General features: G+C 75.8%; 15 protein-coding genes and 2 pseudogenes. 5 read left to right on the forward strand and 12 right to left on the reverse strand.

Annotation, left to right across the window (positions count from 1 at the left end; translation table 11 throughout):
* Nucleotides 1-14 precede the first annotated feature (14 nt).
* The 6 genes and pseudogenes from ACFV3R_RS22625 to ACFV3R_RS22650 form a co-directional block, all read right to left on the reverse strand.
* A pseudogene (locus tag ACFV3R_RS22625) lies at nucleotides 15-227 on the reverse strand (carboxymuconolactone decarboxylase family protein); the annotation flags it as partial.
* Nucleotides 228-383: 156 nt separating this feature from the next.
* Nucleotides 384-1256, reverse strand: a complete 873-nt coding sequence (locus ACFV3R_RS22630; protein WP_385585986.1) for an SMP-30/gluconolactonase/LRE family protein — start codon at nucleotides 1254-1256, stop codon at nucleotides 384-386.
* 5 nt (nucleotides 1257-1261) lie between these two features.
* Nucleotides 1262-2035 (reverse strand): IclR family transcriptional regulator, encoded by a 774-nt coding sequence (locus tag ACFV3R_RS22635; protein ID WP_385585904.1) that lies wholly within the window; start codon nucleotides 2033-2035, stop codon nucleotides 1262-1264.
* Nucleotides 2036-2314: 279 nt separating this feature from the next.
* The gene (locus ACFV3R_RS22640; protein WP_385585907.1) at nucleotides 2315-2989 is read right to left on the reverse strand and encodes a response regulator; all 675 of its coding nucleotides are present in this window, start codon (nucleotides 2987-2989) and stop codon (nucleotides 2315-2317) included.
* Nucleotides 2986-4356 carry a sensor histidine kinase gene (locus ACFV3R_RS22645; RefSeq protein ID WP_385585910.1) on the reverse strand — a complete coding sequence of 457 codons (1371 nt, stop codon included), beginning with the start codon at nucleotides 4354-4356 and terminating at the stop codon, nucleotides 2986-2988. The genes ACFV3R_RS22640 and ACFV3R_RS22645 overlap by 4 nt, the downstream gene beginning before the upstream one ends.
* A gap of 115 nt (nucleotides 4357-4471) precedes the next feature.
* A complete protein-coding gene (locus ACFV3R_RS22650) occupies nucleotides 4472-5185 on the reverse strand; it encodes a TetR/AcrR family transcriptional regulator (RefSeq protein WP_385585913.1) in 714 nt (237 codons plus the stop codon).
* Nucleotides 5186-5330: 145 nt separating this feature from the next.
* On the opposite strand from ACFV3R_RS22650, the gene ACFV3R_RS22655 reads away from it, so the two are divergent.
* Nucleotides 5331-5792 carry a nitroreductase family deazaflavin-dependent oxidoreductase gene (locus ACFV3R_RS22655; RefSeq protein WP_385585916.1) on the forward strand — a complete coding sequence of 154 codons (462 nt, stop codon included), beginning with the start codon at nucleotides 5331-5333 and terminating at the stop codon, nucleotides 5790-5792.
* Nucleotides 5793-5965: 173 nt separating this feature from the next.
* Here ACFV3R_RS22655 and ACFV3R_RS22660 read toward each other — a convergent pair whose 3' ends face one another.
* Nucleotides 5966-7318 (reverse strand): geranylgeranyl reductase family protein, encoded by a 1353-nt coding sequence (locus ACFV3R_RS22660; protein ID WP_385585919.1) that lies wholly within the window; start codon nucleotides 7316-7318, stop codon nucleotides 5966-5968.
* Between the two features lie 256 nt (nucleotides 7319-7574).
* Here ACFV3R_RS22660 and ACFV3R_RS22665 point away from each other — a divergent pair, with 256 nt between their 5' ends.
* Complete coding sequence (locus ACFV3R_RS22665; protein WP_385585922.1) at nucleotides 7575-8930, forward strand: dipeptidase; 1356 nt, start codon at nucleotides 7575-7577, stop codon at nucleotides 8928-8930.
* Between the two features lie 75 nt (nucleotides 8931-9005).
* Here ACFV3R_RS22665 and ACFV3R_RS22670 read toward each other — a convergent pair whose 3' ends face one another.
* Nucleotides 9006-10088, reverse strand: a complete 1083-nt coding sequence (locus ACFV3R_RS22670) for an NUDIX domain-containing protein (RefSeq protein WP_385585925.1) — start codon at nucleotides 10086-10088, stop codon at nucleotides 9006-9008.
* An 827-nt stretch (nucleotides 10089-10915) separates the two neighbouring features.
* On the opposite strand from ACFV3R_RS22670, the pseudogene ACFV3R_RS22675 reads away from it, so the two are divergent.
* Nucleotides 10916-12121 (forward strand): annotated as a pseudogene (locus ACFV3R_RS22675) (glycoside hydrolase family 27 protein); the annotation flags it as partial.
* 51 nt (nucleotides 12122-12172) lie between these two features.
* Here ACFV3R_RS22675 and ACFV3R_RS22680 read toward each other — a convergent pair.
* Nucleotides 12173-13129: an ROK family protein gene (locus tag ACFV3R_RS22680; protein WP_385585928.1), complete on the reverse strand. Its 957-nt coding sequence runs from the start codon at nucleotides 13127-13129 to the stop codon at nucleotides 12173-12175.
* Nucleotides 13130-13277: 148 nt separating this feature from the next.
* Between ACFV3R_RS22680 and ACFV3R_RS22685 the strand changes: the two genes are divergently transcribed.
* Both ACFV3R_RS22685 and ACFV3R_RS22690 read left to right on the forward strand, forming a co-directional pair.
* Complete coding sequence (locus ACFV3R_RS22685) at nucleotides 13278-14318, forward strand: LacI family DNA-binding transcriptional regulator (protein WP_385585931.1); 1041 nt, start codon at nucleotides 13278-13280, stop codon at nucleotides 14316-14318.
* A gap of 226 nt (nucleotides 14319-14544) precedes the next feature.
* Nucleotides 14545-14907 (forward strand): hypothetical protein, encoded by a 363-nt coding sequence (locus ACFV3R_RS22690; RefSeq protein WP_385585933.1) that lies wholly within the window; start codon nucleotides 14545-14547, stop codon nucleotides 14905-14907.
* Nucleotides 14908-14998: 91 nt separating this feature from the next.
* Here ACFV3R_RS22690 and ACFV3R_RS22695 read toward each other — a convergent pair whose 3' ends face one another.
* The 3 genes from ACFV3R_RS22695 to ACFV3R_RS22705 all read right to left on the reverse strand — a co-directional run bounded on the left by ACFV3R_RS22695 (nucleotide 14999) and on the right by ACFV3R_RS22705 (nucleotide 18463).
* Complete coding sequence (locus tag ACFV3R_RS22695; RefSeq protein WP_385585938.1) at nucleotides 14999-16276, reverse strand: DUF6986 family protein; 1278 nt, start codon at nucleotides 16274-16276, stop codon at nucleotides 14999-15001.
* Nucleotides 16277-16529: 253 nt separating this feature from the next.
* Nucleotides 16530-17492, reverse strand: coding sequence for an electron transfer flavoprotein subunit alpha/FixB family protein (locus tag ACFV3R_RS22700; RefSeq protein ID WP_385585941.1), 963 nt, complete (start codon nucleotides 17490-17492; stop codon nucleotides 16530-16532).
* Between the two features lie 185 nt (nucleotides 17493-17677).
* Complete coding sequence (locus ACFV3R_RS22705; RefSeq protein WP_385585944.1) at nucleotides 17678-18463, reverse strand: electron transfer flavoprotein subunit beta/FixA family protein; 786 nt, start codon at nucleotides 18461-18463, stop codon at nucleotides 17678-17680.
* Nucleotides 18464-18773 lie beyond the last annotated feature (310 nt).

The raw sequence follows: 18773 nt of genomic DNA on the forward strand, positions 1-18773 counted from the left end.
GCCGTGTGGAGCGGTCAGCCGGACGCGGTGACGAACGTGCCGGGCTGGTAGGAGCCGCCCTGCTGGTGCACGACCACCGCGAGCCGGTGGGCCGCGTTGACCAGGGCGACCAGGCAGACCAGCGCGGCGATCCGGTCCTCGTCGTAGTGCTTGCGCAGCCCGGCCCAGGTCTCCTCGGACACGCCTCGGTGGGCGTCGGCGAGCCGGGTGCCCTCCTCGACGACGGCCGCATCACCGGCTCTACGCCGTGCGCAACCCCGAGAAGCTCTCCCGCACGGAGCAGGAGACGGCCCTGTGCCGCTGCCCCCCGGAGGCCGCCACTGGGGCCGGGATCCGGCAGCCCCGGCGGCGGCCCGTCCCTCCCCCGGGACGGCCCCGCCTCCTCAGCCGGCGAAGGCCGTCTGGGCCAGGCCCCGCCCGGCGTCCGGCAGCACCAGCAGCGCGCCGTCCAGGGCCCGCGGGGTGTCGGCGCCCCGCGCCGAGGTGACGTAGAGGTCGGTGAGGCGGGGCCCGCCGAACGCGCAGGCGGTGGGGCGGGCGACGGGGAGCGGCAGCACCCGGTCGAGGGTGCCGTCGGGGGCGTAGCGGCGCAGCGCCGCCCCGTCCCACAACGCCACCCACACGGCGCCCTCCGCGTCGACGGTCATCCCGTCGGGGTGGCCGGCGCCCTCCTCGACCTCGGCGAACGGCCGCCGGTCGGTGACCTGGCCGTCCGCGGTGACGGTGAGGACGTCGACGCGGCCGGTGGGGGTGTCGATGTAGTACATCAGCGACCCGTCGGGGCTCCAGCCGATGCCGTTGCTGACGGTGACCTCCGGCAGGACGCCGTGCACGGTGCCGTCGGGGGTGACGCGGACGAGGTCGCCACCGCCGGGCGCCTCGTCGTAGCGCATGCTGCCGGCCCACAGGGAGCCGTCGGGCGCGACCGCCGCGTCGTTGCCGCGCCGGCCGGGGACGGGCTTGCGGTGCAGCCAGCGGAAGGCGCCGCCGGCGTCGAGGAGCCCCACGCCGTCCCGCAGGTTGAGGACCAGACCGCCGCCGGCACGTGGCTTGGCTGCGCCGACGTGCTGACCGACGTCGGTGACGGTGCGTCGGCCGTCGGCCGGGGAGAGGGTGTGGACCCGGGAGGCGAGGATGTCCACCCAGACCAGGCGCTGGGCGGCGCCGTCCCAGGTCGGGCCCTCGCCCAGGCCCGCCCTGCCGGGGGCTGCCACCTGCCAGTCCTCGGTCCCGGCAGCCGTCCTGGCGTCGCGGATGCGGTTCACATGCTCCTCCGGTGTCCGAGCAGTTCGGAGAGACGGGCGGCGCCGCCGGTCGCCAGCTCGGCCAGCTCCCCGCCCCGCCTCTCGTCCCAGCGGGTGGTGGGCACGGCGATGCTGAGGGCCGCCACCACCTTGCCGGCGGCGTCCCGTACCGGTGCCGCCACACAGGAGACGTCCGGGTTGGACTCCTGCTCCTCCAGGGCGACCTGGCGTTCGCGGATGCGGGCGAGGTGGGCGCGCAGCTGCGCCGGTTCGGTGATGCTGTGCGGGGTCATGCCGGGGAGTTCCGCGCCGTCGGGGAAGAGCGCCTCGCGCTCCGCCTCGGGCAGGGAGGCGAGGAGCATCTTGCCCACCGCGGTGCAGTGGGCGGGCAGCCGCCGGCCGGCGGCGGAGACCATGCGGACGGCGTGGGTGCTGTCCACCTTGGCGATGTAGATGACGTCGGTGCCCTCCAGCACCGCGAGGTGGACGGTCTCGTCGCAGGTGGCGGCGGTCAGTTCGGCGATGCGGCGGCCCTCGGCCACCAGGTCGAGCTGTTCGGCGTAGCGGCTGCCCAGTTGGTGGGTGCGCACGCCGAGCCGGTAGTGGCCGGGCTGTTCGGGGACGGGGGCGAGGTAGTTGCGTGCGGCGAGGGTGGTGACCAGTTCGTGGACGCTGGTCCGGGGCAGTCCGAGCCGCCGGGTGATGTCGGGCGCGGAGAGCGTGCTGCCCCCGTCGAGGAAGAGCTCCAGTATGTCCAGGGCACGGGTCACCGCCGGTACCAGTCGTCCCATCGCCTGTCCTTCCTCGCCGGTGTCCCGGTCCGCGCGCCGGGCTCCGGGCCGCGTGTCCTGGTGTGCGGGTCGCGGTGGTGCTGACGGCTGCGGGTGGACCACCACGCCCTGTTCGAGATGACGGCCGTTGACCGGTATGACGAACGCCAGCCTAGAACGGGCGGCTGCCACCGACAAGGGCGAGCGACGGCTCCGCGCTCCCGGCCTGCGCGAGGAGCCGTCCGGGGCGCCGGGGAACGGCGGGCCGGCTCGTCCACGTCCAGCACCGGCCCGGTCCCCTCACCCCAGCCAGCCGGGCCGCACCAGGCCCGACTCGTAGGCGTGCACGACCAGTTGGGCCCGGTCGCGGGCGCCCAGCTTGACCATGGTGCGGCTGACGTGCGTCTTGGCGGTGAGCGGGCTGACGACCAGCCGGCGGGCGATCTCCTCGTTGGACAGGCCCAGGCCGACCAGTGCCATCACCTCGCGCTCGCGCTCGGTGAGGGAGGCGAGGCGGTCGCCGGCCGCGCCACCGGCCGGCTCCCGGGAACGGGCGGCGAACTCGGCGATGAGGCGGCGGGTCACACCGGGTGAGAGGAGGGCGTCGCCGGCGACCACCGCGCGTACCGCCCGCAGCAGTTCCGCCGGCTCGGTGTCCTTGACCAGGAATCCGGAGGCGCCGGAGCGGATCGCCTCGAAGACGTACTCGTCCAGCTCGAACGTGGTCAGCATGACGACGCGGACGTCGGCCAGGGCCGGGTCGCCGGTGATGCGCCGGGTGGCCGCCAGTCCGTCCAGCACGGGCATCCGGATGTCCATGAGCACCACGTCGGGGCGGAGTTCACGGACGGCCGCGAGGGTCTGCTCCCCGTCGGCCGCCTCGCCGGCCACCTCGATGTCGGGCTGGGCGTCGAGCAGCGCCCGGAACCCGGCGCGCACCAGGAGCTGGTCGTCGGCCAGTACGACCCTGATCACGCTTCCTCCTTCGGTGGGGTGGTCGCGTCTCCGGCTGCGCCGCCGCGGCGGCGGACCGGCAGCCTCGCCTCGACGCGGAAGCCGCCGCCGGGTCGCGGTCCGGCTGTCAGCGAGCCGCCGAGTGCGGTGGCCCGCTCCCGCATCCCGATGACGCCGTTGCCGCCGCCCCCCGTCGCCCCGGAGGTGGCCGGGCCGTCGTCGTCGACGCGGACCAGCAGTATGCCGGGCCGGTGGGTGAGGCGGACCTCGGCGGTGCGGGCCCCGGAGTGGCGCAGGACGTTGGTCAGGCCCTCCTGGACGATCCGGAAGGCCGCGAGGTCGACCCCGGCGGGCAGCGCACCGCGCCCGCCGCTGCTCCCCGCTCCGCCCTCCTCGGTGACGTGCACGGTCAGGCCCGCGGCCCGGGCCTGTTCGGTCAGCTCCGAGAGCCGGTCCAGGCCGGGCGCGGGGGCGCGCGGGGCGCTGCCGGGGGCCCGCAGCGTCGCGAGCACCTGGCGCACCTCGCCCAGCGCCTCCTTGCCGGCGTCGCGGATGGTGGTCAGGGCGGCGCGGGTCTGCTCCGGGTCGGTGTCCAGCAGCGCCAGTCCCACGCCGGCCTGGACGTTGATGACCGAGATGCTGTGCGCCAGGACGTCGTGCAGCTCGCGGGCGATGCGCAGCCGCTCCTCGTCGGCCCGGCGGCGCTCGGCGGCGGCCCGCTCGGCGCGCTTCTGGGCCCGCTGCTCCCGCCGGACGCGGGCGAACTCGGAGACCGCGAGGACGGCCGCCGCCCAGGCGGCGACCACCGGCTCCGCGGTCCAGCCGGCGGCCCCGTCACCCGGTGGCGGCAGCCAGGGGTAGAGCGCGTAGGAGATCAGGACGTGGCCCGCCCAGACGGTCCCCACGGCCGCCCAGGCGTGCCACCGGTGGCCGGCGACCACGGCGGCGAAGCAGGCGAAGGCGAGGCCGGCGAAGACCGGCCCGTAGGGGTAACCGGCGGCGAGGTAGGCGAGGGTGAGTCCCGCACTGGCCCACACCACGGCCCGGGGGTAGCGGTGGCGCAGCACCAGGACGGCGGTGACGGCGAACAGCAGCAGGCGCCCCTGCACACCCAGGCCGGTCCGGTCGGGCTGCTGGCGGACGGCCCAGGTGCTGGCTGCCTGGACGAGCACGGTCAGTACCAGGGCGGACCGCAGCGGCAGCCCGCCGCCGCGGTCCGCCCTCGACCGCCAGGCGGGTTCGGCGGCCGGTGCGGGCTGTTCCGCGCGCCATCCGGCCGGGTCGTCTGGTTCGGAGCGGAGGCGGGGCGGGCCGAGGTGACCTCGACGCCGCCCGCGGCCCCGCCCGTCCGGGGAAGCCGGCCACCCCCTGCCCCGTGTGCGCCTCATGGTCGTCACGCTAGACGCCGGCCCGTCCCCACGCGTCCTCCCGGGGCCGTACCCGCGACTGTTCCCCCGGGAGTACGCCGGCGCCCCTTCCCTGCCCGCCGGGCCCCGGGGGCGCTCAGCGCGGGCCCTCCCCCTCCGGCGCGGGCAGGCCGACCAGGCGCCCGAGCTCCGCCGCGGCGTCGTCGAAGAACGCGTCGGACCTCTCGAACGAGCCGGTGTACTGCCCGAACAGCTCGAAGCTGAGCAGACCGAACAGCTGGCCCCAGGCCTGCGCCGCCCGGGCCATGGCGTCCCCGGGGAGGTCCAGGCCGAGTCGGGCCGCGACCGCCTCGCCCTCCCGGGCGGCGGCCGGGGAGACCGGGCCCGGCAGTCGCAGGACGCCGGCCGTGTGGGCCTCCGTCACGACGGCCAGCAGGGCGAGCGGGATGCGCGAGGCGGCCCGGGTGGTCTCCTGGGGGGCGCGGTAGCCGGGTACCGGGGTGCCGTAGAGCAGCGCGTACTCGTGCGGGTGCGCCGCGGCCCAGTGGCGCACTCCCCGCGCCACCGCCAGCCAGCGCGCGCTCACGTGCTCGCCCTCGGTCGCCGCGAGCCGGGCCTCGGCGACCTCGCCGACCGCGTCGTAGGCGTCGACGATGAGTGCGGTGAGCAGCTCGTCGCGGCTGGGGAAGTAGCGGTAGAGCGCGGAGGAGACCAGCCCCAGTTCCCGGGCGACGGCGCGCAGCGACAGCTTCGCCGCCCCCTCCAGGGCGAGCTGGTGGCGCGCCTCGCGCTTGATGGCGGCGATCGTCTCGTGCCGGGCGCGTTCGCGCACCCCCCGGGCTGGTGTCATGCCGGCAGTCTGCCGCACGAGAGCAGCGCACCACGAAGAGATCAGCGCTCTTTTTAGAGAGCACCGCTCTTGACCGGACATGCCGGCACGGCCATGCTGGAGAACAGAACGAGAGCACCGCTCTCGGAAGCCTCGGGAGGAACCCATGACGCAGTCCTCGGAGCCGGCGTACCGCAGACCTGGTGCGGCCGCCCGCCGCCTGAACCGCACGATGGGCTGGCTCGCCCGCCACGGCCTCGGCCTCGCGGGGGCCGCCGAACTCACCGTCCTCGGGCGGCGCAGCGGGGAGCCCCGCCGGGTGCCGGTCAACCCGATGGAGCACGAAGGCGTCCACTACCTGGTCTCCGCCCGCGGCGAGACGGAGTGGGTGCGCAACATCCGGGTGGCCGGCGGCGGGGAGCTGCGCACCGGCCGGCGGGTGCGGCGGTTCACGGTGCAGGAGGTGCCCCCGCAGGAGACCGTGCCGCTGCTGCGGGCCTACCTGACCCGCTGGGGCTGGGAGGTCAAGCCCCTCTTCGGCGGCCTGGACGCCACCGCCGACGACGAGCAGCTCCTCGCCGCGGCGCCGGACCACCCCGTCTTCCGGCTGACCCCAATCGCGGGCTGACGCCTCCCGCCGTCCCGGGACAGCCGGCGCGGGTGGGTCCCGCCGGGGCCGGCACCCACCCGTCGGCTCAGGGGTCCTTGCCATATGAGCGTCCGATGAGGTCGCGTGGTCCGGCGCCTTGCGATGCACGGCACCGGACTACGCGGCCCGGGCGGGCACGTGGCAAGGACCCCTTACTCCCCCGCGGCGCCCGGTGCCGCCGGCCCGGTCGCCCCGCCGGTGCGGGAGCCCTCGGCGGCGGTGTCACGCTCGCCGGCCGGCTCGCCGTCCTCGGCACGGTCCTGCCCTGCCGCCTGCGGGTCGGCGTCCTCGGCGGCCGACTGGGTACGGTCCACCAGATCCAGCGCGCGGCGGGCCAGCGGGTGGGTGCGGACGAGTTCGCCGAGCGTGGTCTGGCCACGGGTGATCCGGGCGAAGGCGTTCCAGGCGGGGCGGAAGCCGGTGAGGGCGGTGTGGAAGAGGCCGGGCCGGCGGGAGAAGACGGCCAGCATGCGGCGGCCCACGCCCATCTCGACGCCGAGGCCCGCCTTCACCGCGAAGGCGTAGTTGAGCGCCTGGCGCCGCGCGTCCACGGCGTCGTGCGCCTCGCTGACCCGGACCGCCCACTCGCCCGCCAGCCGGCCGGAGCGCAGGGCGAAGGAGATGCCCTCGCGGGTCCAGGGCTCCAGGAGGCCGGCCGCGTCGCCGCAGACCAGGACCCGGCCGCGGGAGAGCGGGGAGTCGTCGGTGCGGCAGCGAGTCAGGTGGCCGGAGGAGACCTCCGGCTCGAAGCCCGCCAGGCCCAGCCGCCCCACGAAGTCCTCCAGGTACTTCTTGGTGGCCGCGCCCTGACCGCGGGCGGAGATCACGCCCACCGTCAGGGTGTCGCCCTTGGGGAAGACCCAGCCGTAACTGCCCGGCATCGGGCCCCAGTCGATGAGCACCCGGCCCGCCCAGTCCTGGGCGACCGTGGGCGGCACCGGGATCTCCGCCTCCAGCCCCAGGTCGACCTGGCCCATCTTGACGCCGACGTGCGCCCCTATGCGGCTGGCGCTGCCGTCGGCGCCGACGACCGCCCGGGCCAGGATCGTCTCCCCGTCGGAGAGCACGACGGCGGCCGTGCGGCGGTCCGGGACGGCTGGGCCGTGCTGCTCGACGCGGGAGACACTCGCCCCGGTGCGCAGTTCGGCACCGGCGTCCTGTGCCGCCTTCACCAGGCGGGCGTCGAACTCGGCCCGGTTGACGAGGCCGAAGAGCATGTTGCGGGCCCGCCGGGTGCGCGCGAGCCGGCCGCCGAGCGTGAAGGTCACCGCGTGGACGCGGTCCAGCAGCGGCAGTTCGAAGCCGGGCGGGAGGGCGTCGCGGGACGGCCCGATGATGCCGCCGCCGCAGGTCTTGTAGCGCGGGAGCTCGGCCTTCTCCAGGATCAGCACGCGGCGGCCGGTGCAGGCCGCCGCGTACGCGGCCGAGGCTCCGGCGGGGCCTGCGCCCACCACCACGACGTCCCACACCGGTCGGTTGTCCTGGGCTGCGCTGTCGCTGCTCACCTGTGCTGCTGCTCCCGTTCGAATGGGTGTGACGGTGGGGAGGGTGACACGCGGGGCGGTGCGTGAATCATCCGGCGGGGAGAATCCCACCCTGTCCCTGGCTGTTCAGGCATCCTACGGCGCGTCCCCGAGCGGCCTTCGTGTGGGAAGATCGGGTGGACATCGCCCGTATGTGCGAAACGACCGTGGGCCGGTCGACCCAGCCCGTGACGGTGCACGGTGGTTCGCAGGGCCCGGCCACGCCATGAGGAACACCATGCCCGACAGCCAGCTCGCCCGATCCGTAGCCGCACTCCAGCCCCGGGCCCGGGAGGAACTGGCGGAGCTCGTGGCCTTCCGCTCGGTCGCCGACCCCGAGCAGTACCCGCCGCAGGAGTGCCGGGCGGCGGCCGAGTGGGTGGCGGACGCGCTGCGCGGCGAGGGCTTCGAGGACGTCGCCCTGCTGGACACCCCCGACGGCACGCAGTCGGTCTACGGCTACCTGCCGGGCCCGGCCGGCGCCCGCACGGTCCTGCTCTACGCGCACTACGACGTCCAGCCGCCGCTGGACGAGGCCGCCTGGCTCTCCCCGCCCTTCGAGCTGACCGAGCGGGACGGCCGGTGGTACGGCCGGGGCGCCGCCGACTGCAAGGGCGGCGTCATCATGCACCTGACGGCGCTGCGGGCGCTGCGGGAGAACGGCGGCGTGCCCGTGGGCGTCAAGGTGATCGTGGAGGGCTCCGAGGAGCAGGGCACCGGCGGCCTGGAGCGCTACGCCGAGGCCCACCCCGAACTGCTGCGGGCGGACGCCGTCGTCGTCGGCGACGCGGGCAACTTCCGCGTCGGCCTGCCCACGGTGACCGCCACGCTGCGCGGCATGACGCTGGTCCGGGTGAAGGTCGACACCCTCGCCGGCAACCTGCACTCCGGCCAGTTCGGCGGCGCCGCCCCCGACGCGCTGGCCGCCCTCATCCGCATCCTGGACTCGCTGCGCGAGGAGGACGGCTCCACACGGGTCACCGGGCTCACCTCCGACGCCTCCTGGGAGGGGCTGACCTACCCGGAGGAGGACTTCCGCTCCGACGCCAGGGTGCTGGACGGCGTCGAGCTGATCGGTTCCGGCTCGGTCGCCGACCGCATCTGGGCCCGCCCCGCGGTCACCGTCCTCGGCATCGACTGCCCGCCCGTCGTGGGCGCCACCCCCTCGGTCCAGGCGAGCGCGGGGGCCCTGGTCAGCCTCCGCGTCCCGCCGGGCACCGACGCGGCGGAGGCGACGCGGCTGCTGACGGCCCACCTGGAGCAGGCGGCGCCGTGGGGCGCGAAGGTGGCCGTCGAGCAGGTCGGCCAGGGCCAGCCGTTCCGCGCCGACAGCGACTCGCCGGCCTACGCGGCCATGGCCGGCGCGATGGCGGAGGCGTACGAAGGTCGGCAGATGGCGATCGCCGGACAGGGCGGCTCCATCCCGCTGTGCAACACCCTCGCCTCGCTGTACCCGGAGGCGGAGATCCTCCTCATCGGGCTGAGTGAGCCGGAGGCACAGATCCACGCGGTCAACGAGAGCGTGTCGCCGCAGGAGCTGGAGCGGCTCTCCCTCACCGAGGCGCTCTTCCTGCGCGCCTACGCGGCGGGCTGAGCCGCGGCGGGCGGCCGGGCAGCGGGCCGGCCCGGGCCCGCCCGGCCCTCCCCCTCGACCGCCGGGCGGGCCCGGTCAGCCCACGGGCGCGCCGTCCTCCAGGTGCAGCGGGCAGCCGCGCTCCCGGGCCCGCAGCGCCCAGTACAGCCGGTTGAAGCGCACCGGGGGCAGCAGGTCGGCCGCCTCGTCCTCGGTGACGAACCGCCACTGGCGCAGCTCGTCCTCGGGCAGCAGGACCGCGGCGATCTGCTCCTGCGCCAGGCGCCCCCCGTCGAAGAGGAAACGCAGTCCGCCCAGGCCCGGCGGGGCGGGCACCTCCCAGTCGACGACGAGGAGGCGCGGGGCGCCGCTCAGGCTCAGGCCCAGCTCCTCCGCCACCTCCCGCAGCCCCGCCCGCAGCGGCGCCTCGCCCTCCTCCACCACACCGCCGGGGAACTCCCAGCCCGGCTTGTAGGTGGGGTCCACGAGCAGGACGCGGTCCCGGTCGTCGAAGAGCAGGATGCCGGCCGCCAGCGTCTGCGAGCGCGGCTCCGGGGTCTGGACGATCTCGCAGGTGTCGGCGCCGCCCAGCACGATCTGGGCGACCTGCTCAGCCACCTGGCGGGGCGTGAGCCCCGCGGTCGCCAGGACGTGGGCGTCCTCGCGCACCCAGGCGGGCGGTCCGGCCACGGCCGGCAGCGGACGCTGCGTCAGGGTGCCGTAGGCGCTGACCGGGGCGGCCGACGCCGCCGCCCCCGAGCGGGCCGGCACGCCCGCCAGCCGGTGGGCGGCGACCTCCCACCCGGCGCGCGGCACCGGGTCCGGGTCACCGTGCCGGATCGTTTCCGCCGTGTCGAGCCACACGTGGTGGACCGGTATGCGGCGGGCCGCCAGTCCGCCGAAGATCTCGTCGCGGTGGTCCTGGCGGAGCAGCGGCTGGGCCGTGAGCAGCGGGCCCGGCACCTCGGTCAGGAGCGCCGCGGCGGCGTCGACCAGGAGCCTGCGCCAGGAGAGGTGGTCCTCGACGCGCGTGCCCACCGGGCCGTCGGGCAGGGAGGCCCGCAGCGGCGCGGTGAACGGCTCGGGGTCGTAGAGCGTGCTCTGCGGCAGCAGGGCGAGCAACTCCCGTGCCGCCGTGGACCTGTCCGCGCCGGGCGCCCCGTTCAACCAGACGATCACTTCGCCCCCTCGTCCTCGGCCGGTGCGTGACGCGCCGGCGCCCGCCCTGCCGCCGCAGAGTTCCCTCTCCGGGCCGGCACGTCAAGGCGGCCTGGCCGGTCCGCCGTCCCGGCGACCGGCTCGCGGCCGCCGGCCCCACTGCGCTCACCGGCCCGTTCGGGCACCTTCGAGCCCCGCGCCGGCACGGCACCGTTCCCCGTGGCCGCCTGCGGCGTCCGTGGCGGGAGGGCGCGCGAGGAGCGCTCCCGCAGCGGGCGTCGCGACCGGTCCGCGGCTCTGCTGCCGTACGTCGCAGGGTGGGTCCCGGCCGGATGCGGGGGACGCCGCCCGGGACGCGTACGTCCGCGGGTGACGTCCGACGACGCGGCGTGGGGGCACCACCCGGAGGAGGTCCGGGGGAGGTCGCGGGCCGGGCGGCCGTTCAGCAATGACTCCTTGGCGCTCCCCGGCCACAGCACGGGCGAAACCCCTCGCGGCCCGGAATCGGCGGTGCCCCCGCAGAAGGCGGAGGCATGCCGGGCGCGTGGGAGCACGGCGGAGCGGACGCGCCGCCCCCGACCGCTCGGCGCGTCGGCCCGCCGCCGGGCCGGGGCGGTCGCCACAATGACCGGGCACCGGTGCACCTCGCCCCACGGGGAGTCGCTGCGACGCGGGCGTCCGGCCCGTGGCGCCCTTCGGCAGGACTCCTCGCCCCACCCTCCCAGGAGCGACGCGTGCGCCCGTTTCCCCGAATCCGTCACGACCACCGCGCCCGTCACCGGCCACGGGACGGGGCCCGGCCGGTCCCGTCCCGTGGCCGGCCCCGCGCCGCCCGGAGCCGCCGGTCCCTGTCGGCCGCCGTGGCGGCCCTGCTCTGCGTGGTGGGCCCGGTCGCCGCACCCTCGCGGGGCGCGTCCGCCGCCCCGGCCCGGGCGTCCGCGCCCGCCGGCGACCGCCCGGCGGCCGGCCTGCTCGCGGCCACCCCGCCGATGGGCTTCAACAACTGGAACTCCACGGCCTGCCGGCCCGAGTTCGACGAGCGCATGGTCCGCGAGGTCGCCGACCTGTTCGTGCGGCGGGGGCTGCGGGCGGTGGGCTACCGCTACGTCAACCTCGACGACTGCTGGGCGGCGCCGCAGCGGGACGCCGCCGGCCGGCTCGTGCCCGACCCGGTCCGCTTCCCCCACGGCCTGCGGGCGCTGGCCGACTACGTGCACGCCCGCGGCCTGCGCTTCGGCCTGTACAGCAGCGCCGGGACCCGCACCTGCGACCCGGTGGGCATGCCCGGGTCGCTGGGCCACGAGCGCTCCGACGCCCGGCAGTTCGCGGCCTGGGGGGTGGACTACCTCAAGTACGACAACTGCCACCACGAGGGTGTCGACGTCCGGCGGCGGTACGGAGCCATGCGGGACGCGCTGGCCGCGTCGGGCCGGCCCGTCGTCCTCAGCGTCTGCGAGTGGGGGGAGAACCGCCCCTGGGAGTGGGCCGCGGACTACGGCCAGCTCTGGCGCACCACCTACGACATCCGCGACACCTTCGGCCGCATGCTCGCCATCGTCCGCCGCAACCTCCCGCTGGCCGCCCACGCCGGGCCCGGCCACTGGAACGACCCGGACATGCTGGAGGTGGGCAACGGCGGGATGACCGCCACCGAGTACCGCTCCCACTTCTCCCTGTGGGCGATGATGGCCGCCCCCCTGCTCATCGGCACCGACCTGCGCCGGGCCACCCCGGCCACCTACGACGTCCTGCTCAACCGCGAGGTGGTCGCGCTCGACCAGGACCGGCTGGGCCGGCAGGGCGTACCCCTCGGCGGAGTCGACGGGGACCGCATCACCGTGGTGAAGGAGCTGGCCGGCGGGGACCGGGCCCTCGCCCTCTTCAACGCCTCGGGACGGCCCGTGCGGATGGCGGTCGACGCCGCCGCGCTGGGCCTCCCCCGGGCCGGCCGGTACCGGCTGCGGGACCTGTGGAGCCACCGGGACACCCGGACCTCGGGTGAGGTGGCGGCCCTGGTCCCGGCGCACGGCACCGCGCTCTACCGGGTCTCGGCCGTGCGGTGAGGCGGCCCGCGCCGGGGGCGGGCCGCCTCACCGGGGCGGTCCTCAGGCGGTGCGCGCGAAGTCCGTCAGCCGGGTCTGCCGGGCGGCTGCCGCGGCGGCGCCCACGACCCCGGCGTCGGTTCCCATCTGGGCCGGGACCACGGTGAGGTCGCGGACGAAGGAGAGCGTGGCGTAACTGCCCAGCGCCCGGCGCAGCGGGTCGAAGAGCACCTCGCCGGCGCCCGCGACACCGCCGCCGATGACGACGATGTCCAGTTCGACCAGGGTGGCGGTGGCCGCGATGCCGGCCGCGAGCGCCTGGGCGGCCCGCTCGTAGGAGTGGCGGGCCACCGGGTCGCCGGCGCGCGCGGCGGCGGCGACGGCCGCCGCGTCCGGCTCCTGCCCCGCCGCCGGGCTCCAGCCGTCGGCGAGGGCGCGGCTGGCGATGTTGCGGCCGCTGGCGATGCGCTCGACGCAACCCCGGCCGCCGCAGGGGCACAGGTCACCGTCGATGTCGACGCTGATGTGGCCGATGTGGCCGGCGTTGCCGGTGGGTCCGGCGCGCAGTTCGCCGCCCAGGACGAGGCCGCCGCCGACACCGGTGGAGACCACCATGCACAGCGCGTTCTCGTAGCCTCGGGCGGCGCCCTGCCAGTGCTCGGCGGCCGCCATCGCCACACCGTCGCCGACGAGGACCACGGACCGGCCGCCCACCAGCGCCGTCACCTCGGCGACCAGCGGGAAGTCGCGCCAGCCCGGGATGTTCACCGGGTTGACCGTGCCCTGGACGGCGTTCACCGGGCCCGCGCTGCCGATGCCGACCGTCTTGACGCGGGCCCATTCGGGTGAGGCGGTGAGCTCCCCGACGACCTGGGCCACGGCGTCCATCACGGCCGACGCCTCCCCGTAGGGGGGCGTGGGGCGGACGGCCCGGACCAGCAGCCGGCCGTCGCCGTCCACCAGGGCACCGGCGATCTTCGTACCGCCGATGTCCAGCGCTGCACTGAGGTCGGTCTGCATCGTGGGGGTTCTCCTGACGGGCTCGTGGATTCACCGGGTGGCCCGGGTGCAGCGGACCCTGATGTCCGCCAGTCTTCTCCACATCTGACAACGTTGTCCAGCCAGTATGCTCGACGCCGACAGGACGTCGATCGGAGGGACCGCGCACGTGACCGACACCACCCGGGGCGGTCCGTCCCGACGTTACGGCAGTCGCCCGACGATGAAGGACGTGGCAGCGCGCGCCGGGGTCGGCCTCAAGACGGTGTCCCGCGTGGTCAACGGCGAGAGTGGCGTCACCCCCGACACCGAGCGGCGGGTGCAGGAGGCGATCACCGCGCTGGGGTTCCGCCGCAACGACTCCGCCCGGGTGCTGCGCAAGGGCCGCACCTCCACCGTCGGACTGGTGCTGGAGGACCTGGCCGACCCCTTCTACGGGCCGCTGAGCCGCGCGGTGGAGGAAGTGGCCCGCGCTCACGGCGCCCTGCTGATCAACGGTTCCAGCGCCGAGGACCCGGCCCGGGAGCAGGAGTTGGCGCTGGCACTGTGCGCGCGCCGGGTGGACGGACTGGTGGTGATCCCGGCCGGGGACGACCACCGCTACCTGGTGCCGGAGATAGCCGCCGGTGTGGCCACCGTCTTCGTGGACCGCCCGGCGGGACGCATCGACGTGGACACCGTCCTCTCCGACAACCACGGCGGCGCACGGGACGCCGTGGCGCACCTGATCGCCCACGGCCACCGCCGGATCGCCTTCGTGGGCGACCAGCCGCGCATCCACACCGCGACCGAGCGGCTGCGCGGTTACCGCACCGCGATGGCGGAGGCCGGGCTCGCGGTCCACCCCTCCTGGGTGTCGCTGGGGCCCACCGAACCGGAGCGGGTGCGCTCCGCGATCCTTGAGGTGCTCGACGGGCCGGAGCCGGTCACCGCGGTCTTCTGCGGCAACAACCGCGTCACGGTCACCACGGTGCGGGTGCTGGCCGAGCGGCGGGGTTCGGCGGCGCTGGTGGGGTTCGACGACTTCGAGCTCGCCGACCTGGTCTCGCCGGCCGTCACCGTGGTCGCCCAGGACCCCGCCTCGCTCGGCCGGACCGCCGCCGGGCTCCTCTTCCGGCGCCTGGAGGGCGTCGCGGAGCCCCCGCAGCGTGTGGAGGTGCCCACCCGGCTGATCACCCGGGGTTCCGGGGAGCTGCCGCCCGGGGGCTGAGCGGCCGGGCCCGCTCACCGTCCCCCTGCCTACCGGCCTGAGCCCCGCCACCCCACCCCGCTTCGGGGAGCCGGTTCGCGCGCAGTCACCCACCGGCGGCAACCCGGCCGGCCGGTGGTGGCCGCGGAGCGGACCGAGCGGAAACACCGGCAAAGTTCCTGACCTGTCGGGCAATGCCGAGGCCGCGCACCTCGCTTCTCGGCCGGCTCGGCCTAGCGTGCTGCCCATGGCGACCATGAGGAAGCGGGACATCGCCCCACTCACGGCGGCGAAGGCGCGCAGTGCGAGGTCGGCCGGGACCGGGGGCGTCCTTCCCGTGCGTCCGGTGGGTGGCGGCGTCGAGCGGGGGCGCGCCCCCGGGGCGCGGCAGGCCGGTCGGGGCGCCGAAGTCGCGACGTCGACCAGGGTGGCCGTGCTCGTCGGCCCGGGGGACCGGGTCGGCCACCGGGGGCGGTGGCGCACGGTCAGGGCGGCCAGGACGGACATCGGCGCGACGGGCAGCCTGTTCGTGGTGGTCACCTGGGAGGACGGTGGCACCGGACGCTTCCGCGCCGGCGACGAGCTGCTGCTGGCCCGACCGCGGGGATGAGCACCCGCGGCCCCTGCCCGCGCACTGCTTTCGGGGTGGGCGGACAGGGACCGCACGCGGTTCGCGGCGGCACGGCCAGGGGCGGAGTCGGTCAGGCCCGCGGCGTCCGCCCCGCGAGGGTGTCGAGATCGGCGCGGGTCAGGCCGGTGAGGCGGGCGGCCTCGGCCGTGTCGACGGCCCCGCAGTCCAGCCCCCGCAGGAGGTAGCCGCTCAGGGCCTTGGCGGTGGCGGGCTCGTCCATCACGTCACCGCCCGCCTTGGCCACGTACGCCGCCAGCCGCGCCGCGGCCTGCTCCAGGCCCTCGCGGTAGAAGGCGTAGACGGCGGCGTAGCGGGTGGGCAGGTGGCCGGGGTGCATGTCCCAGCCCTGGTAGTAGGCACGGGCCAGGGAGCGGCGGACCAGGTCGTGGTGGAGGCGCCAGGCGGCGTGGACCTGCTCGGTCGGGCCGACGGGCAGGACGTTGGTGGAGCCGTCGGACAGGCGCACCCCGGTGCCGGCGGCGGCGACCTGCATGACGGCCTTGGCGTGGTCGGCGGCCGGGTGGTCCAGCGACTGGTGGGCGGCGGACACCCCGCAGGAGGCGCTGTAGTCGAAGGTGCCGTAGTGCAGGGAGGTGGCGCGGCCCTCGGCGGCGTCGATCATGCGGGCGACGGTGGCCCGGCCGTCGGGTCCGAGGATGGACTGCGTGGTCTCGATCTGGATCTCGAAGCCGAGCCGCCCGGCGGGCAGGCCGTGCGTCTTCTCGAACGCCTCCAGGAGCCGCACCATGGCCGTGACCTGCTCGGCGTAGGTGACCTTGGGGAGGGTGAGGACCAGTCCCTGCGGGAGCGGTCCGGCCTTGACCAGGGTGGTGAGGAAGACGTCCAGGGTGCGGATGCCGCGGTCGCGGACGGCGGCCTCCATGCACTTCATGCGGATGCCGGTGTAGGGGGGTGCGGTGCCGTCCCGGTGGGCGGCGGCCACGATCGTCGCGGCGCGGGCGGCGTGCTCGTCCTCCTCGGCGTCGGGGCGCGGGCCGTAGCCGTCCTCGAAGTCGATGCGCAGGTCCTCGACGGGTTCCGCGGTGAGCTTGGCGCGGACCCGGCCGTACACGTCCTCGGCCAGCGCCGGGTCCGTGCCGAGGACGCGGGCGAGTGAGGCGGCGTCGGGGGCGTGCGCGTCGAGGGCGGCGAGGGCCTGGTCGCCCCAGCTGCGCACGGTGTCGGCCGCGAAGACGTCGCCGGGTACGTAGACGGTGTGGACGGGCTGGCGGGTGCCGGGGTCGCCGGGGAACCTCCGGGCGAGGTCGGCGTCCACCTCGGCGAGCGAGGCGCCGATCTCCTCGCGCACCGCGCTCGACAGGCTCGTGGTCACCGTCTCCTGCGCCATCCGTTTCCTCCCGCTCACCGCCACCAAGCTTCCGCCCAGTGGAATCAACAATCCGTAGAGCGAAGTTAGTCGGCGCTTTCCCCGATGGTCAACACCTACCGGCTGGGCGTCGGCCGCCTGACGTGCGAAGGGGCCCGCCCCGGGAGCGGCCGGCGTACACCGGTGTCCGCTCGCCGGGGCGGGCCCCACGGCCGGCCGCTCCCCCGCCGTCGCCCGGCAGTCGGGGACGGCCGGCGGGGTGCGGGGCCTCGGCTCAGCCCTTGCGGGCCTTGACCTCCTCGGTCAGCGCGGGCACGACGTCGAAGAGGTCGCCGACCACGCCGTAGTCCACGAGGTCGAAGATCGGCGCCTCGGCGTCCTTGTTCACGGCCACGATGGTCTTGGAGGTCTGCATGCCCGCCCGGTGCTGGATCGCACCGGAGATGCCGGCGGCGATGTAGAGCTGCGGCGAGACCGACTTGCCGGTCTGGCCCACCTGGTGGGAGTGCGGGTACCAGCCGGCGTCCACCGCGGCGCGCGAGGCGCCCACGGCCGCACCGAGGGAGTCGGCCAGCGCCTCGATCACGGGGAAGTTGTCGGCGCCGCCGACGCCCCGGCCGCCGGAGACCACGATCGCGGCCTCGGTCAGCTCCGGGCGGCCGGTGTTCTCACGCGGGGTGCGGGAGACGACCTTGGTGCCCTTGGAGGCGTCCCCGACGGACACGGAGAGCTGCTCGACCGTGCCGGCGGCGGGGGCGGCCTCCACGGCGGCCGAGTTCGGCTTGACCGTGATGACCGGAGTGCCCTTGGACACACGGGACTTGGTGGAGTAGGAGGCGGCGAAGACCGACTGGGTGGCGACGGGGCCCTCGTCACCGGCCTCCAGGTCCACGGCGTCGGTGATGATGCCGGAGCCCAGGCGCAGGGCGAGGCGGGCGCCGATCTCCTTGGCCTCGGCGGAGGAGGGCAGCAGCACGGCGGCCGGCGAGACGACCTCGCAGGCGGCCTGGAGCGCGTCGACCTTGGGCACGACGAGGTAGTCGGCGAACTCGGTGGCGTCCGCGGCGAGTACCTTCACGGCGCCGTGCTCGGCCAGCACCGGCGCGGCGGTGTCCGCACCGGGGCCGAGGTGGACGGCGACGGGCTCGCCGATGCGGCGGGCCAGGGTGAGGAGTTCGAGGGTGGGCTTGCGGACGGCACCGTCGACGTGGTCGACGTAGACGAGGACTTCAGCCATGGTGAGGAGTCTCCTGCGGGAATCCGCGGCGCCAGGGGCCGCGGGAGGCGGTGGTGGGTGAGCCGCCGGGACGTGGGGGCGGATCGGCGCGCGGGTGAGGCGCGGCCGCTCCCCTGCCGGGGCACGGAGGGACCGGGGCGCTCACCCGCACGGCCGGGGCCGGTCGGCGGGGAACGCGGCGGCCGTCAGACGAACTTGCGCTCGGCGAGGAACGCCGCGAGCTGCTTGCCGCCCTCGCCCTCGTCGTTGACGATCGTGCCGGCGGTGCGGGCCGGGCGCTCGGTGGCCTCGTCGACGGCGGTCCAGGCGCCCTCCAGGCCGACCTCCTCCGCCTCGATCTCCAGGTCCTCCAGGTCCCAGGACTCCACCGGCTTCTTCTTGGCGGCCATGATGCCCTTGAAGGAGGGGTAACGCGCCTCGCCCGACTGGTCGGTGACGGAGACGACGGCCGGGAGGGCGGCCTCCAGGCGCTCGGTCGCGGCGTCGCCGTCGCGGCGGCCGTTGACGGTGCCGTTGGCCACGGAGACCTCGGACAGCAGGGTCACCTGCGGGACGTTCAGCCGCTCGGCCAGCAGCGCGGGCAGCACGCCCATGGTGCCGTCGGTGGAGGCCATGCCGCAGACGACGAGGTCGTAGCCGGTCTTCTCGATCGCCTTGGCCAGGACCAGCGAGGTGCCCATGACGTCGGTGCCGTGCAGGTCGTCGTCCTCGACGTGCACCGCCTTGTCGGCGCCCATCGACAGCGCCTTGCGCAGCGCGTCGGAGGCGTCCTCGCCACCCACGGTCACCACGGTGACCTCGGCGTCCTCCTCGGCCTCCTTGATCTGCAGCGCCTGCTCGACGGCGTACTCGTCCAGCTCGGAGAGCAGGCCGTCCACGTCGTCGCGGTCGACGGTCAGGTCATCGGCGAAGTGCCGGTCGCCGGTGGCGTCGGGCACGTACTTCACACAGACAACGATCCTCAAGCTCACGCCGGCTCTCCTACCTGCATCGTCCGATCAGAACTGCCTTGTGCTGGCAGCATAGGCGCCGGGCGCGGCGCCCCTCGGTGGAGGACGCCTTCCCCGCGCCGTGCGAGATATTACTCGTCAGTACAACGACGCTGCACGCCGGAATCAACCCCCACGAACTGTGACGTTGCCAACGGGCGGCGGGCACTTCCGCACCACTCTTCAGCGCGCCGTCCGCAGGGGCCGGGCGAGGCCGCCGGGGCCGCCCGGCCGGACGGCGGGCGGCGGGCGGCGGGCGGCCGGGTCCGGCCGCGGCGGGCGGGCCCCGTCG

This window comes from Streptomyces sp. NPDC059740 (genome assembly GCF_042733155.1).
Taxonomy (GTDB): Bacteria; Actinomycetota; Actinomycetes; order Streptomycetales; family Streptomycetaceae; genus Streptomyces.

What these genes read in the sequence shown, in the direction of transcription:
- ACFV3R_RS22635 (WP_385585904.1), bottom strand. Translation starts at nt 2,035, where the DNA reads ATGGGACGACTGGTACCGGCGGTGACCCGTGCCCTGGACATACTGGAG.
- ACFV3R_RS22645 (WP_385585910.1), bottom strand. Translation starts at nt 4,356, where the DNA reads ATGAGGCGCACACGGGGCAGGGGGTGGCCGGCTTCCCCGGACGGGCGG.
- ACFV3R_RS22650 (WP_385585913.1), bottom strand. Translation starts at nt 5,185, where the DNA reads ATGACACCAGCCCGGGGGGTGCGCGAACGCGCCCGGCACGAGACGATC.
- ACFV3R_RS22655 (WP_385585916.1), top strand. Translation starts at nt 5,331, where the DNA reads ATGACGCAGTCCTCGGAGCCGGCGTACCGCAGACCTGGTGCGGCCGCC.
- ACFV3R_RS22665 (WP_385585922.1), top strand. Translation starts at nt 7,575, where the DNA reads ATGCCCGACAGCCAGCTCGCCCGATCCGTAGCCGCACTCCAGCCCCGG.
- ACFV3R_RS22680 (WP_385585928.1), bottom strand. Translation starts at nt 13,129, where the DNA reads ATGCAGACCGACCTCAGTGCAGCGCTGGACATCGGCGGTACGAAGATC.
- ACFV3R_RS22690 (WP_385585933.1), top strand. Translation starts at nt 14,545, where the DNA reads ATGGCGACCATGAGGAAGCGGGACATCGCCCCACTCACGGCGGCGAAG.
- ACFV3R_RS22695 (WP_385585938.1), bottom strand. Translation starts at nt 16,276, where the DNA reads ATGGCGCAGGAGACGGTGACCACGAGCCTGTCGAGCGCGGTGCGCGAG.
- ACFV3R_RS22700 (WP_385585941.1), bottom strand. Translation starts at nt 17,492, where the DNA reads ATGGCTGAAGTCCTCGTCTACGTCGACCACGTCGACGGTGCCGTCCGC.